Genomic DNA, 15,766 nt, shown 5'->3' on the forward strand with positions numbered 1-15,766 from the left:
CTAAAAATAATCAATTTTCCTCATTCTCATCCTGAATGCGATACTTTTTGGGCTGCCCCAATTTCATAAGCAGCTCATTTATATCCCGTTTCAGCTCAATCATCCTGTTTTCGCGACCTACCATGACACGGTTGAATTTCTCCAGCTCTTCCATTCTCTGTTTTAATTCGGTTTCTGCCAGTTTACGCTGCGTAATGTCCATTATAAAACCTTCGATATAATCCTGCTCTTCACTGTCAGAATTAATTGCCCGGCCCTGTTCCCAAACCCAGTGTTCCTTTCCGTTTTTGTCGGTAATCCAGTATTCTGTAACAAAACTCCGGTTTTCTTTTATAGCCGCCTGTACTTCCTCCCAAACTTTTTTTCTGTCATCAGGATGAATTAGCTGTCCGTAAGAAATTACTTCGTTATTATTCAGCTCGTCGGCGGGGTAACCGGTGAGCGGGAGGCAACCTGAACTTACAAATTCCATGGTCCATTCCGCATCATTTTTACAGCGGTACGCCATGCCGGGGAGGTTGTCCATGAGGGTGGAAAGCCGGCGTTCATTTTCGCGCAAAGCATTTTCGGCTTCAATGCGTTCGGTAATCACTTCTGTATAAAGTACAATTCCTCCAATTTCGCCGTCGGCTTTGTACCAGGGGCGGCACTCCCAGCGTGTCCAATCAATTGAACCGTCATCGCGGTAATACGGGTCACGTTCAGCTTTTGAAACTTCGCCCCGGAGTGCTTTTTGATGCACATCGCGCCACTTTTGCGGCAAATCCGGGAAAATATCGTAATGGTTTTTTCCGATAATATCTGTTTCAACCAATTTATACTGTTGGAGGTATTGCTGACTGACATACACGTATTTTAAATCGCAATCATGAACAGCAACAGCACTGTTGGCATGCTCAATAATATAGCGCATTAATTCATGGGAATGGGCCAGTTCTTTTTCTGCCTTTTTCCGGGCCGTAATATCGCGCACAAAAACCAGGGCGCCGTTTTTTCCTTTATAAAATATAGGTTCTCCTGATGTTTCCACCCATACCTCACTACCATCAACCCGTAAAAATATTTGTTCAAGCGGCTCAACTACAGATTTTCTTTCTGTATTTAAATTGCGAACCCTTTCTCTGATTTTTTCGTGATAGTCGGGATGAAAGCGTTCCATTACAGGAGTGCCCACCAGCTCATCTGCTGATTTAACACCAAATAGTTTACAGGCAACCGGATTCAGGTAGGCAAATTTCATCTCCGACTGAATAAAGATTGGGTCAGGCGCACCTTCAACAATTACCCGGAAACGCTCTTCATTTTCCTTTAATTTTTGCTGAATATTATACTCTTCGGTAACATCCCTGAAAACAAGAACTACGCCCATAACTGCCCCCTGATCATCTTTAATAGGAGCGCCCGAATCGGAAATCTGGTATTCTTTTCCGTTTTTTGAAATAAGTTTTGTATGGTTGGCCAGTCCCACAATTTTTCCGGTTTCAAGTACTCTTTTTACCGGATTTTCCACTTTTCTACCGGTTGTGGCATTTACAATGCGAAAAACCACATCAATGGGTTTATTCCCGGCCTCACTGAAACTCCAGCCCGTAAGTTGCTCTGCTATGGGATTCATCTGGATAACCTGCCCGTTGGTGTCAGCAGCTATCACTGCATCGCCCAACGAATGAAGGATTACACGCTGGTTTTCTTCGCTGTCACGCAATGCTTTTATCATTTTCCTCCGTTCCAGAAAATATCCCACGTTTTTGGCCAGGGTATCCAGCAGGTTTCTTTCTTCTTTTAAAAATGGCCCTTCCCCCAGGTCAGGTTTTTCCTCAAGTAAAAAGATATCGAAAGTGCCCTTTTTTTCATTATCGACTAAAACCGGGGCCGATTGTTTCCAGGGGGTTTCTTTAAAATTAGCGGTTTTAAATTCTTTTCCGTTGTAAATTATCCGGGCACAGGTAATTTCCGGATATTGCCATGAGCCGGGAACCAGCTCCACGAGTGATTGAAACAACTCTTTAGCCGTAATATCGGGTTTTTCGACGAGCAGCGATAGATTATAAAGGCAGTTGAGTTCTTTCTCCCGCTCGCCCAAATCGTGTGTTCTTTTCTCCAGCGCCTGCTGATAAAAGCCCACTTCCTCCAATACCTCATTAAGTTCATTTTCGGAGAGATTGTAGTTTTGCTTCAGTAAAAGCGCTCTGATTCTCTCTTTAAGCGATTTTCGGCCATCGGGTTGGTCGGAATAAAGGATTGGTTCCATAGCGAACAATTTTATAAGTTGACCGTTAGGTTTGCATTTTGCACCTCAGCTTTTTTTGCTTTCAATTTATAAAATAATTCATAAAAAACCTTTATACCACATTGGTTTATCTTCAATTTTATGTTATACAACAATTACCGGGGCAATTCAAAATAAAAGGTTGACCCCTTCCCTGGTTCACTTTGCACGGCAATTGTTCCGTTGTGTCCTTCAATAATATTTTTCACAATGAACAACCCCAACCCGGTGCTTTTTTCGCCCGAAGTTCCGGTGCTCGCTGCCTTGCCAAACGGCTGAAAAATGATTTCGGTTTTATCAGGCGGAATGCCCACGCCCTCGTCGCGCACTTCAACCCTGACGGTTTTTTCTTTTGCCGTAATGGTAACGTAAACCCGGTTCCCGCTATAAGAAAATTTCACGGCATTGGTGAGCAAATTGTTTAACACCTGTTCCATTTTTTGCGAATCGACATTCAAAATCAGTGGTTTATGGTTGTAATCGAATTGTATTGAAATGTCTTTTTTAGCCGAAAGCGCATTGTTTAACGTGATATTTTTTTCGGCCAGTTCAATCAAATCGGTTGGCTCACGGTTCAGGCTTAACTTCCCGGATTCAATTTTGGAAATATCCAGCAAATCTTCAATCATTTTCAGCAGAAATTCCGCAGAAGTATTGATAATGTGCAGGAATTTACGATGTTCGGGTGAAAGCGTATCTTTTGTTTCATCTTCCAGAAAATCGGCAAACGACATAATAATGCCCAGCGGATTGCGTAAATCGTGGGCCGCCATTCCCAGAAACTGGTTTTTCAGCTCGTTGAGGCGTTCCAGCTCAGCATTCTTTTTGGCCATTTCGCGTTGCAGGTTAACCAGTTCGTTATTCAGGCGACTCAAATCATTCAGCTGCTCTGAAGGCTGGTTGGCATTTTGCCCGGTGGTGTAATTTTTTTTGACCAGTGAACGGATAAAATTGGCCTGCTCATTGTTAATTTGCTGCAGCTGGTTGATAAATTTCAACGTATCGGACGTACTTGCGGCGCCTACCATCCAAATTTTATCTTCAAGAAAAAAACCGGTAAAATAAAGTGGAATAGCTTCATCATTTAAGGCAAGCGAAAATGAATAATCAAATGCGATATTGTGTTTTTTTACCTGCATTAAAAAATCCATCACTCTGGAAACAGCCCTTTTTTCAAAAAGCTTTGTAACTGGTTTGTTTACAAATTGCTGCACAGGCAAGTCAAAATCATTTCGGATTATATTTTCAATTAATCCTTTTTCATCACAAATCAGGACGATGCCGTTCATGTATTTCTTGTTTTCCATTTTCTCAGGCTGTCAATAAGTTAGCTACTTCCACTGCTTCACTGGCGTTAGGGGCGTAACCATCGGCGTCAAAATCAGACCATTTGTCGCCAAAAAAGCTCAGCGCACTTCCACCAATCATAATTTTCAGGTTTCTCCCCGATGTGCTTTCCCTGATTTTTCGGATAGTATCGCGCAAAAGTGGCCGGTGGTAAGGCATGGCAGCCGACAAAGCCACCAAGTGGGCCTCATTTTCATCAATGGCGTTTAAAATGCTTGCAGCCGGTGAATTAGCACCGAGGTAGTAGGTGTCCCACCCCCCCATTTCAAAAAAATCGGTCACCATACGAATTCCAATTTCATGCAATTCTCCGCCTACACACGCAGCTACCAACGTTTTTCCAATTCGGTTGGTTGAAAAAATATACGGATACATTTGCGCCATGATTGTCTGGGTTGAAGCTGAACAAAAATGCTCGGTTGCCACGCTGATTTCGTTGCTGAGCCAAAGCCGGCCAACTTCATATTGCGATTGCTGAAATACCTCCAGGTAAATGTCTTTTACCGGCATTTTATTTTCCACTGCATTCATAACTATTTGCGATGCTGTCCGCCGGTCGCCATCAAGCAGGGCATCAGTATATTGCCTGGCAATTCTGCCGGCTTCGGTGGAGGTGTCAATAAAACTCGTTATTTCATCCAGCGGTTCGTTCATCCTTTTTAATCCCTCTTCAATAAATGGCATAAAAACCGGATGAATTTTTTCAGCGAACATCTCTTTCAGTACTTCGGCAGTGCATTCAAGTGTAACTATCATCACCTCATCCGGAAAATTCAGGCCACGAAAAAGACGTTTTACCCAGGCAACATATTCGCCAAATACATCGGTATCATCCGACACCACAGCTTCAACCAGAAACGGCAGGTGATAGCCGGCATCACGAACGCTCAGCCTCCGGCCTTCCGAACCAAAAGGCTTCCAGAATCCGGGTTGCCTGTCGTACTGTTTTTCTACAATTTGCTCAGCAATAACTGATTGTTTCTGTAAAACAGCATTTTCAAATTGTTCGATCAAGTTTTCCATGATTATTGATTTCAACCAAAGATATAAATTAAACTAAAATTTTAACAGTTAGCCATTTATTAATTTGGCTATCCGCCCGCTAAAAAGGGTTGAAATATTCGCAGCCCAAAACCGGCCTGTTTTTGTTAAAAGCCAGTTGTTTTCATCTTCAACCACCAGTTCTGCATGTATCAGGTCTTCAATAATATCACCAAAATATTGTTTAGCCATTACATTTCCATTTTTCTCCAGTTGCATCCTTTCACTTAACCCAAAAATTTCTCTGAACTCCAGGAATTTTTCATCTATAACCATTCCAATCATCGGAGCTTTTGTGAGGTTCTGGCCATTTTTAATGAACTCATTAACAGCAGTTCCCTGAAGGTACATGAAATTATGTATTCGTCCGCCGGCACCAGTCCCAAAAGCCAGCATGTCAGCATTTTGCCCGTGCGATGTAACATACCTGGCATTTCCGTTTTTACTATGACCGTACTGGACCGGTGTGAACCGTTTCCAACCGTTCAGTTCAGCAAGAAAATTGTCTGCCTCTGCAAAAAAGTGGTACTCCTGCTCTAAGTTTTCGGGCACCTTCAAATTGCCGGGTTTCGTTATTAGCGGATAAATGCTGCACCCATTAATTGGTGCTCCTGACAGAAGCTGCAAATCATTCCGCCATGTCTCCATGGTTTGGCCTTCGAGCATGTAAATCAGATCAATGGCAATATTGTTGAAACCACTTTTTTTGATGGTGTCCAGGGCCTCAAGTATTTTTTCAGTGTTTGATATCCTTCCCAGCTTCTTCCTTATTTTGGTATTGAAACTCTGCACGCCCAGACTTATTCGGTTGACGCCGGCATATTTTAATTTTGCACATAATTCGGATGTAATTTCAGAAACAGTTGACTCTACCGTTATTTCGCAATCAGTGGTAAGCGGATAATATTTTCTGATGGAACGGATGATTTCAGTAAGGTTTTCAGCGGGAATTGCCGTTGGGGTGCCGCCGCCCAAAAAAATGGCTTTGAACGGAGCTGATTGTGCCCAAACCGAAGCAGAAACATTTTGAATTTGCTTTAACAGCGTATCGCAGTAGGCATTGATCGTTTCCCTGTAATCCATTTTTTGTTTGCTGTAAATGCAGAATGGGCACAGACTTTTGCAAAAGGGAATGTGAACATAAATTACCCGGTCGTTGAGTGTGGAATTATTTTGAAAAAGTGATTTTAAAAGATGGTGGCGCTCAGTGTGGGGAACAGGTTTGTAGGGTAAAATGTGGCGGGCCTGGTTTGCACTTCTCATCCGGTTATTGAAAATTGTCCAGGGCTCAGAAGGAGCTACTGCAGCATTGTTAATCTTCATAAATTCAATTTGGGATGAAAGGTATATAAAAAAGAAGAGGGCAACTCAACAGTTGCCCTCAATTTTAACCCCCAAACACACATGCAATGCAGAACGCATTGCACTACAAACATATTAATTAATTTTGATTTATTCAAAAAATAATGCGGCAAATTATATTTTTTTCACGGCTTTTGTATAATTTACCAGCCAAATAAAAGAACATGCAACACTTTTAGCTTTCAGAAGAAATTTGTTCAACCACAAAAAATCAGCTCATTTTTAATCAATCGTATTTTCCCTTGTCTAATAATTAAATTCGATAAACTTTCCGAGTTTTTTATATTTCTCATACAACACTTTGTATTTTTCCACATTTTCAGGAATTGGATGATATTCGGTTTCAATACCACCGCCCATTTTTTTCTGTGCTTCCGAGGTATTGGCATAAATTCCTGCTGCAACCGAAGCTGCCATTGCTGATCCCAGTGCACAGGCCTGTTCGGAACGAGCAATTTTAATGGGCATATCAAGCACGTCGGCCACAATTTGCATTACGAACGGTGATTTTTTAGCTACACCACCCAAAGCAATTACTCCGTCAATGCGCACACCTTCGGCCATAAAACGATCGTTAATGGCTTTTGATCCAAAAGCTGTGGCTTCCACAAGCGCCCGGAAAATCCGCGGGGCATCAGAGCCGAGGTTGAGTCCGGTGATAGCACCTTTCAACGCCTGGTTGGCATCGGGCGTGCGCCGGCCGTTCATCCAGTCGAGCGCTACAATCCCGCTTTCTTCCAGCGGAATCTTAGCAGCTGCCTCGCTTAGTTCAGTAATTATTTTATCCGAAGTTTCTTCAATCAGCTTCTGCCTGGTGGTTTCATCTATCAAATCCGATTTTGCCAGGATGTTGGTCAGCGGCCATTCCAGCACCTGCTTAAACCAGGCATAAATATCGCCAAAAGCCGATTGGCCGGCTTCCAAACCTACCATGCCGGGGACAATGGAGCCGTCAACCTGACCGCAAATGCCGTTCACCAGTTTGTCGCCCACTTCATCCGACGGGGCAATCAACATATCGCAGGTGGAAGTACCCATCACTTTTGAAAGATAATACGGTTCAATTTCAGCTCCAACTGCGCCGAGGTGCGCATCGAAAGCCCCCACTCCCACTGCCACATTTTGGGGAAGTCCGAGTTTTTGGGCCCATTCTTCCGAGAGCGTTCCTGCTGCCACATCGCAGGTAAAAGTTTCTTTGTAGAGGCGTTCGCGCAATCCGGCCAGCATCGGGTCGAGTGCAGTCAAAAATTCCTCGGAGGGAAGTCCGTCAAAAGCTTCGTGCCACATGGCTTTATGCCCTGCTGCACAACGGCTGCGTTTCAAAGTTTTCGGATTAGTATTTCCGGTGAGCACTGCAGGAATCCAATCGCAGTGTTCCACCCACGAATAAGCTGCCCTGAAAACTCCTGCATCTTCGCGAATAATGTGCAGGGCTTTCGCCCAAAACCATTCTGACGAATAAATTCCACCTTCGTATTTAGTGAAATCGATATCCCATTTCCGGGCCAGCTGATTGATTTCTTCTGCTTCTTTCACTGCGGTGTGGTCTTTCCACAGTACAAACATGGCATTGGGGTTTTCTTCAAAACCTGCAGTCAGCGAAAGCGGAATGCCTTTTTCATCCACTGCCACCGGAGTAGAACCCGTCGTATCCACCGAAATACCCACTACATTTTCAGCAACTCCCTCCGGAGCCTGCTTCAATGCTTCTTTTATTGTGTATTCCAGTCCTTCAAGGTAATCTTTCGGGTGTTGGCGAAACTGGTTAACCGGCGGATTGCAATATTCTCCGGCTTTCCAGCGGGGATAATTATAAACTACACTGGCCACTTCTTCACCAGTTTCCACATTCACTATTAACGAACGGACCGAATCGGTACCGTAATCCAAACCTATCGTATATTTTTCGTTCATATTTTTAAGAATTTTATTGTCCGTAATATGCGTTTTTACCGTGTTTGCGGAGGAAGTGTTTGTCGAGCAGGTTTTTGCCCATTTCGGCTTCTGGGTTCAGCATCAATGTGCGGAAAGCCATTTTGGCCACTTCTTCGAGTACTACCGCGTTGTGCACGGCATTATCCGCATTAGTTCCCCAGGCAAAAGGCCCGTGATTGTTTACCAGCACTCCGGGAATTTCATCGGGGTTCAGATTTTTGAACCGGTTTACAATTACTTTTCCGGTTTCCTGTTCGTAATTTTCCTGAATTTCCTGTTGAGTCATTTTGCGGGTGCAGGGTATTTCGCCATAAAAATAATCGGCATGCGTTGTTCCGAGGGCGGGAATATCGTATCCGGCCTGTGCCCAGCTTGTAGCCCACTCGGAGTGGGTATGCACAACTCCTCCAGTATTTTCAAACTGACGATAGAGTACCAGGTGGGTTGGAGCATCGCTCGATGGTTTCAGGGTACCTTCAACCACCTGGCCATACATATTGAGCACAACCATGTCTTTGGGCCGCATTTTTTCGTAAGGAACACCGCTGGGTTTAATTACGACCATTCCATTTTCACGATCGATTCCACTAACATTTCCCCACGTGAAAACAACAAGCCCGTGTTTCACCAAATCGAGATTAGCCTGCAATACTTGTTCTTTCAGTTGTTCAAGCATGATTTTATTGTTTTGTTATAGTTGATTTTCCGAAGTCTATAAAAAGTAAAAATAACACTTAATTTAAATTTAAAAAAATTCTCTAACAACAACCCCCAAAAAGGCATAAAAAAAGCCCGGCATCACGCCAGGCCTTTCTACCTATCCTCTGCTTTTTATTTGTTACTCTGCTTTAGTTAATTTTTATATCAACCGGTTCTTTTTCAAGCGCTTCCTCTTTTTTGGGAAGTACCAGTTCCAGAATTCCGTTTTCGAAATGGGCTTCAATTTTTTCGCCATTTACAGATTTCGGAATTCTGAATTTGCGTTCAAAATTGTAAACACCGAATTCACGACGTTCGTATTTGAATTCTTCCTCTTGTTTATTCTCTTCTTCATTATTTTCGGGAAGCTCAACCTTCACGGTTAAAAGATTTTCATGATAATTCAGCTGAACGTCTTCTTTATTGAAACCGGGCAACTGCAATTCAATTTTGAACGTATCGTTTTTTTCCAAAATGTTGGTAGCCGGTTTGCAATTGCAATCGTTCAGGTAGTTTTCGTCGTAATCGTTTTTCAACAAATTACTGAACAAATCGTCAACTAAATTACGGTTCACTGTGCGGTACGGATTTTCAAATCTTACTAAGTTCATATCTTTTCCTCCTAAAATTTATTATTTAAAAATTTTTATTTTCAACTTCAGTTCTTCTCTATCAATCCATGTTCCAACCCCAACAATCTGCCAAAACATTTAATACACAATTATATTTTATGACAAAATGACCATATTTATATAAAAGCGACTGCATTTATGTCATTTTATGTAAATATTTAAATTATTATATGTTTGGATGTTTGTTGTATTTCTCCCAAACAGCGCATAATTTTGATTCCTGCACAACCCGAATAAATCTTTACTTTTGCAAAAAAATAAAATACTATGCGCATCGATATTATTACAGTTTTGCCCGAAATGCTGGAAAGCCCGTTGAATTATTCCATTGTAAAACGGGCGCAGGAAAAAGGACTCGCTGAAATTCACGTGCACAACCTGCGCGATTTTTCTGACGACAAACACCGGCGCGTAGATGATTACGCATTTAGCAAGGGGGCCGGTATGGTGATGGCAATTCAGCCCATTGAAAAAGCCATTGAATCGTTGACATCCAAACGGGAATACGATGAAATCATTTTTACCACCCCCGACGGAAAACTGTTCGACCAGAAAGAGGCAAACACTCTCTCGCTGAAAAAAAACATCATCATTTTATGTGGCCACTACAAAGGGGTTGACCAGCGGGTGCGCGATCATTTCATCACCAAGGAAATTTCGATTGGCGACTACGTGTTAACAGGTGGCGAACTGGCGGCGGCGGTAATATCCGACAGTGTGGTGCGGCTGATACCGGGAGTTTTGTCCGACGAAACTTCTGCCCTCACCGACTCGTTTCAGGATAACCTGCTGAGCCCGCCGGTTTATACCCGGCCGGCAGAATACAAAGGCATGAAAGTGCCGGATATTTTGCTCAGCGGAAACGACCAGCTGGTGGACGACTGGAAACACGAACAGGCGGTGGAACGCACGAAGAATTTGAGACCGGATTTGTACAAAAAGTACAATGGTGAGTAAGCACCAAGCTACAAGTAGCAAAACCGAAATAGATGCTCAAACACTAAAAGGCCAATTAATTTTATTGATTACTCAACATTTTCTGAAAAAACAACTCATCTTTCCAGCCTGCAGGGGTTTTCAGCCAGTTTCTTTTTGTTCCGGATTTTTCAAATCCTGTTTTTTCAAACAATGCAACCGATTGTTTATTGTCTTCCGAAATATTGGCGTAAAGTTGTTTGAGACCGAGCACGTTGAGAGAATAGCCAAAAAGTGCTTTTAACGCGTCGGTGGCATAACCCTGATTCCGGTCTTCGGTTTTATGAATTAAAATCCCCACGCCTGCGCGCTGATGATACGGCTCAAAATCAAACAAATCGACTGCACCCACCGGTCGTTTTTTTTCATTCTGAATAATCAGCCGAAGCTGCTTGGTTTCGTAAATATCTTTGTGCGAATTTTTAATGTATTCTGCCAGAATATACCGCGAAAACGGTGTTTTGGTGTTGCTCATCTCCCAGATTTCCATATTGTTTTCCCACTGATAAAGCAAGTCTATGTCTTCCGGTTCAAGCGGACGAAGGGAGATTTTTCCGTATTGTAAAAAGTTGTTCATTCAATAATTTAATAATGAAAACGACATTGAATAATGATTAAAGTATCTTCGTTCACTTTATAGATAAGCCGGTGGGTACTATCAATCCTTCGTGACCAATAACCGGACAATTCATTTTTTAATGACTCCGGCTTCCCAATCCCCGAGAACGGGGTACGTTTACAGCTCTTAATTAATGTATTGATTCGTTTAACCATCTTTTTATCGGTCTGCTGCCAGAACAGGTAATCTTCCCAGGCTGAATGGTGCCAAAGTTTTTTCATCTGCTATTTTAAAAGTTCTTTCACAGATACTTTTCCTTTTTCAACATCATCCAGCGCATCGAGCAAGCGTTTTCGGTTGTTTTTAGTGCTTAGCAAATACTGAGTTTCCTGGAATGAGTTGAAATCATCCAGCGACATCATCACAACACTTTTACCTTTTGAACGATGAACGACAAGAATATCACTGTCTTCGCAAACCATGTCGAGATTAGTTTTTAAATTCTGTCTCAATTCTGAATAATTAACCATTTTCATATCGTTCTGTTTTTTGTACAAAAATACGTACTTTTATTATAAGAAACAATAGCTACACATCCAGCTTCTTCCACCCCTTCCAAACTATTTCCATATCGGTGAACACGTTGTAATCGCGGGCATACAAGATGTTTAACTGTTGAATTTTAGCCGTTTCAGCAGGGGGTGTTTCAAACATGTCGGCAGGAGAAAGAATTCCCGGTTTCAAAGCAGGGAGTTTTTCGGGAGTCGCGGAATCCGGAATGTATCCCACCCATGTTTTTTTACCGGTAAAAACCTGAAAAGCATTTTTTAAGAATCGGCCTTTTCTGCTGAAAAACAAAATCAGCAGCGGACTGAAAACCAGCAGCAGGACAGCAATTGTAATATCGAACAACCTTTTTTTGTGACGGTTGGACGGTTTCGAAATGGTATTGATATGCACCACGTATAAATCGCCGGCAGTGTGGATTGAATTACTACCGATGATACTGACACTCTCAGGCGGGGCAATTTTGAAATCGATGTCGAGCGAAGTAAGTTCGAGCATGTAGCGAATTATTTCACCCGAACTGAGGCTTCCCGAGCAAAAAATGATTTCATCGAGCCGGTTGATGCGGGCAATTTCGTTTAGCTGCCTAACAGAACCAATGTACTCTTCGCTGAAGTCGGATGCGTCGAGTGCAATAAACCCGGCAAAATCTGATTTGATTTGGGTTTGCTGAAGCACCGATTTTACCCGTTTTGCCTCATCGGGATGCCCGGCAATGGCAATTTTTTTGGTCTTTTCAATATTCAGTCCAAACGATTTAATTTTTAACCAGTGAAAAACCAGCCGGTAAGCAAACAGTGCAATAGCTGCCCACGCCGATCCCAGCAAAATAAGCGCACGCGAAAAGCGGTATTCTTCATTAACCAGCGAATACACCAGTAAAATGGCGATTGTTCCCCAGAGAATTCCGCGCGCCACATTTAAAAGACTGACCGGCTTTTTGTACCCCCCTGAAAAAAAGATGGACACCAGCCAAAACACGATGTAAGCCGGAACCACCCAGTGCAAAAATTCTGGAGGATAATAACCGGGTTCATACCGGAAATTCTCCCAAAACGGCGAGAGAAAAAGAAACCCCAGGAAAATGAAAACTGCATCGAGCAGGGGCACAAAAATACGGTCGAACAACCGTTTAGTAATGGAAAGAAATGCACGAAAATAGATAGCGAGGTGAATTAATATAGAAAAAATGTTTGCCCGGCCACCGGAAAAATGTTTCTGCGCAAAAATTACCATCGCCTTGTAAAACACCTTTACATAATTGAGCGACCCCTTTTTAGTGCTTTCGCCTTTGTAATGAATAATCGTAGTTTCCGGAAAATAATAATTTTTATATCCACCCTGCGTTATCCGGTACGAAAGGTCGATGTCTTCGCCATACATAAAAAATGTTTCGTCAAGCAATCCCACCTTTTCGAGCGCGGCTTTGCGGAGCAGCATAAACGCGCCGGCCAGCACATCCACTTCATGGATTTCATTTTCATCGAGATAACTCAAATGATATTTTCCGAATTTCTTCGATTTCGGAAAGAGCTTTGATAAACCAAAAATTTTGCTGAAAGCCACCCACGGAGTTGGTAATCCGCGTTTCGACTCGGGCAGAAAATTTCCTTTTCCATCAATCATTTTTACGCCCAGTCCACCGGCATCGGGCTTTTCGTTCATAAAAGAAATTACTTTCTGAAAAGTATCTTCTTCCACCACTGTGTCGGGATTCAGCAATAAAATGTATTTCCCTTTTGCCTGCCGGACAGCCTGATTGTTGGCTTTTGAAAACCCCACATTTTGTTTGTTTTCAACCAGTTGAACTTTGGGAAATTTATCACGAACAAGCTGAGAGGAACCATCGACTGAATTGTTATCGACCACAAAAATTTCGACGTCAAGATTTTTTGAGGCTTTTTGTACCGAATGCAGGCACTGCTCCAAAAAATGTTTCACGTTGTAGTTGACAATTATTACCGAAAGTTCCATTTACCAGGTCAGCATAAAATCGTTCAAATGTAGGTATTCATTTGGATAACGGAAAAAATCCGGGTTTCTGATTTTTTGGATACACTATTTTCCCACCGAACTTTCGTAAAGTACCCGGTTGGTCAGCGAACGCCCGAGCGTAATTTCATCGGTGTATTCCAAATCGTCGCCCACAGCCACTCCCCTCGCCAGTGTGGTTACTTTTACCGGCTTGTCCTTCAGTTTCCGAAAAATGTAAAAATTGGTAGTATCGCCTTCCATGGTGGTTGGCAAGGCAAGAATTATTTCAACAATATCTTCACTTTCAGAACGCTCAATCAGTGAACCAATTTCCAGTTCATTGGGGCCGATTCCGTCCATCGGCGAGATAATTCCGCCCAACACATGGTATAGCCCGTTGTACTGGTGCGTGTTTTCAAAAAGCATCACATCTCGTATGTTTTCCACCACGCAAATCACCGAATTGTTACGCGACGGGCTGGAGCAGATCTGGCAGACATCGCTGTCGGAAATATTATGACAAACTTTGCAGTGCCTGATTTCACTTCGTAACTGAATCAGGCTTTCGCCAAACGCTGTCACCTCTTCTTTATCGCGGCGCAGCAGGTGCAGTACCAACCGGAGGGCACTTTTACGGCCGATTCCCGGAAGTTTGGAAAATTCATTTACGGCGTTTTCCAACAGCCGTGACGGATATTTTTCGATGTTCATTGTTTTATTTTTCTGGCTCAAAAGTAACCTGAAAAACTGAAAACAAAAAAGCAGAAACTTTTCAATTTTGAGGAATTTCTTTTCGTTAATCGATGATATTCCTTAAATTTATCTTCTTCAAAATTAAAATGTAATTTATTTCTAAACCAATAAAATTTCAGATTATGTCTCAAAAATCCAAAACTTCATTCTCCCGCCGCAATTTCATCGGAACAACTGCTACTGCCATTGCCGGCATATCGGTTATTCCGAGCCATGCAGTTGCCGGACTTGGACACACCCCACCGAGTGACAAACTAAACATTGCCGGCATTGGAATTGGCGGAAAAGGAAGTGTAAATCTCCGCAACATGCCGGGGCAAAACATTGTGGCGCTGTGCGATGTGGACTGGGATTATGCCCAAAGAGTGTTTGACGAGTATCCAAAAGCCAGAAAGTGGAAAGATTTTCGCAAAATGCTGGAAGAACAAAAAGACATTGATGCAGTGGTAATTGCCACACCCGACCACACGCATACCCTGCCGGCCGCTGCCGCAATGGAGCTGGGAAAGCATGTTTACCTGCAAAAACCACTAACTCACTCCGTCTGGGAATCGAGGTATTTAACTGAACTGGCCAAAAAAACCGGTGTGGTTACACAAATGGGCAACGAAGGCCACTCCAACGATACGGTTTATGAAGTGGCTGAAGTAGTGCAAAGCGGATGCCTTGGCGATATCAGGGATGCACATGTGTGGACCAACAGGCCCATCTGGCGCCAGGGAATGCCTGCTCCCACCAAAGAAGTACAAGTTCCGGATACCCTCGACTGGGATCTTTTTATTGGCCCGGCTGAAATGCGGCCGTACAATCCTGAATACCACCCATGGATTTGGCGGGGTTGGTGGGATTTTGGTACCGGCGCACTTGGTGATATGGGATGCCATTTGCTTGATGTGCCCAACTACGCCCTGCAACTTGGCGCACCTACAGCTTTCCAGGCCAGTTCTTCGCTGGTGAATACTGAAAGTGCTCCGGTTTCAGCACAAGTCACCTATAAATTCCCGGCACGTAAAAATCTGCCCTACTGTGCGTTGCCTGAGGTAAATCTGACATGGTACGACGGCGGACTGATGCCGGCGCGTCCTTTCCACTTACCGGTGGATGCGCCCATGAACCCGGGCGGCGGATTTATGCTGGTGGGAGAAAAAGCCATTTTAATAGCCGAAAGCTACGGTGCCAATTGGAAAGTTTACAAAAATGGTGAAGAAATTGTTCCGGAAACTAAAGTAAAACTGGAGCGAATCCCGGACGCCGAAGAAGGCGGCGGTCGCCATGAAATGCACTTTGTAAACTGTTGTAAAAACGGTGGTAAACCTGCCTCGCGATTCGAATATGCCGGACCGTTTAACGAAATGGTGGTGATGGGCAACCTGGCAGTGCGGATGCAGTCGTTGCAAAAAACATTGCTCTGGGATAGCGAAAATATGAAGGTGACCAATATTTCACCCGGCGAAAAGCTGAGTACTACTAAACTTACTCCTTTTTCATCGGATGTTGTTACACTCGACGTGGAAAGACAATCAAAAGAAACGGTAAGGTGGAATGCACAGGAAAAATGCGAAGAGTGGATAAAACATACTTATAAGAACGGCTGGAAACTCGCCTAAAAAAATAAACCCTAAGGGTTGGAAAGTTCCCTTAGGGTTTTAACTT

Annotated in this window: 14 protein-coding genes; 2 read left to right on the forward strand and 12 right to left on the reverse strand. The window is 43.2% G+C overall.

Annotation, left to right across the window (positions count from 1 at the left end):
• Nucleotides 1-10 precede the first annotated feature (10 nt).
• The 7 genes from BUC07_RS10835 to BUC07_RS10865 form a co-directional block, all read right to left on the reverse strand.
• Nucleotides 11-2,251, reverse strand: a complete 2,241-nt coding sequence (locus tag BUC07_RS10835; protein ID WP_073169261.1) for a PAS domain-containing protein — start codon at nt 2,249-2,251, stop codon at nt 11-13.
• 134 nt (nt 2,252-2,385) lie between these two features.
• Entirely contained in the window at nt 2,386-3,576 is a 1,191-nt protein-coding gene (locus BUC07_RS10840) for a sensor histidine kinase (RefSeq protein ID WP_073169263.1), read from the reverse strand.
• A 4-nt stretch (nt 3,577-3,580) separates the two neighbouring features.
• On the reverse strand, nt 3,581-4,639 hold the full coding sequence (locus tag BUC07_RS10845) for a cobalamin-dependent protein (protein ID WP_073169265.1): 1,059 nt from the start codon (nt 4,637-4,639) through the stop codon (nt 3,581-3,583).
• Between the two features lie 48 nt (nt 4,640-4,687).
• The gene (locus BUC07_RS10850; RefSeq protein ID WP_073169267.1) at nt 4,688-5,980 is read right to left on the reverse strand and encodes a coproporphyrinogen-III oxidase family protein; all 1,293 of its coding nucleotides are present in this window, start codon (nt 5,978-5,980) and stop codon (nt 4,688-4,690) included.
• A 285-nt stretch (nt 5,981-6,265) separates the two neighbouring features.
• The gene (locus tag BUC07_RS10855; RefSeq protein WP_073169269.1) at nt 6,266-7,933 is read right to left on the reverse strand and encodes a ribulokinase; all 1,668 of its coding nucleotides are present in this window, start codon (nt 7,931-7,933) and stop codon (nt 6,266-6,268) included.
• 13 nt (nt 7,934-7,946) lie between these two features.
• Nucleotides 7,947-8,630, reverse strand: a complete 684-nt coding sequence (gene araD, locus BUC07_RS10860) for an L-ribulose-5-phosphate 4-epimerase (RefSeq protein ID WP_073169271.1) — start codon at nt 8,628-8,630, stop codon at nt 7,947-7,949.
• 172 nt (nt 8,631-8,802) lie between these two features.
• Nucleotides 8,803-9,264: an Hsp20/alpha crystallin family protein gene (locus BUC07_RS10865; protein WP_073169273.1), complete on the reverse strand. Its 462-nt coding sequence runs from the start codon at nt 9,262-9,264 to the stop codon at nt 8,803-8,805.
• A gap of 288 nt (nt 9,265-9,552) precedes the next feature.
• Between BUC07_RS10865 and trmD the strand changes: the two genes are divergently transcribed.
• Nucleotides 9,553-10,242 carry a tRNA (guanosine(37)-N1)-methyltransferase TrmD gene (trmD, locus tag BUC07_RS10870; RefSeq protein ID WP_073169274.1) on the forward strand — a complete coding sequence of 230 codons (690 nt, stop codon included), beginning with the start codon at nt 9,553-9,555 and terminating at the stop codon, nt 10,240-10,242.
• A gap of 61 nt (nt 10,243-10,303) precedes the next feature.
• On the opposite strand, the gene BUC07_RS10875 is transcribed toward trmD, so the two are convergent.
• The 5 genes from BUC07_RS10875 to recR all read right to left on the reverse strand — a co-directional run bounded on the left by BUC07_RS10875 (nt 10,304) and on the right by recR (nt 14,071).
• Nucleotides 10,304-10,837: a GNAT family N-acetyltransferase gene (locus BUC07_RS10875; RefSeq protein ID WP_073169276.1), complete on the reverse strand. Its 534-nt coding sequence runs from the start codon at nt 10,835-10,837 to the stop codon at nt 10,304-10,306.
• Between the two features lie 8 nt (nt 10,838-10,845).
• Nucleotides 10,846-11,100, reverse strand: a complete 255-nt coding sequence (locus BUC07_RS10880) for a Txe/YoeB family addiction module toxin (RefSeq protein ID WP_073169277.1) — start codon at nt 11,098-11,100, stop codon at nt 10,846-10,848.
• Between the two features lie 3 nt (nt 11,101-11,103).
• The gene (locus BUC07_RS10885; RefSeq protein WP_073169370.1) at nt 11,104-11,355 is read right to left on the reverse strand and encodes a type II toxin-antitoxin system Phd/YefM family antitoxin; all 252 of its coding nucleotides are present in this window, start codon (nt 11,353-11,355) and stop codon (nt 11,104-11,106) included.
• 52 nt (nt 11,356-11,407) lie between these two features.
• A complete protein-coding gene (locus tag BUC07_RS10890) occupies nt 11,408-13,360 on the reverse strand; it encodes a glycosyltransferase (protein ID WP_073169279.1) in 1,953 nt (650 codons plus the stop codon).
• Nucleotides 13,361-13,444: 84 nt separating this feature from the next.
• Entirely contained in the window at nt 13,445-14,071 is a 627-nt protein-coding gene (recR, locus tag BUC07_RS10895; protein ID WP_175552518.1) for a recombination mediator RecR, read from the reverse strand.
• A 164-nt stretch (nt 14,072-14,235) separates the two neighbouring features.
• Between recR and BUC07_RS10900 the strand changes: the two genes are divergently transcribed.
• Nucleotides 14,236-15,720, forward strand: coding sequence for a Gfo/Idh/MocA family protein (locus tag BUC07_RS10900; protein WP_073169281.1), 1,485 nt, complete (start codon nt 14,236-14,238; stop codon nt 15,718-15,720).
• Nucleotides 15,721-15,766 lie beyond the last annotated feature (46 nt).

The sequence above is a fragment of the Tangfeifania diversioriginum genome (genome assembly GCF_900141875.1).
GTDB lineage: Bacteria > Bacteroidota > Bacteroidia > Bacteroidales > Prolixibacteraceae > Tangfeifania > Tangfeifania diversioriginum.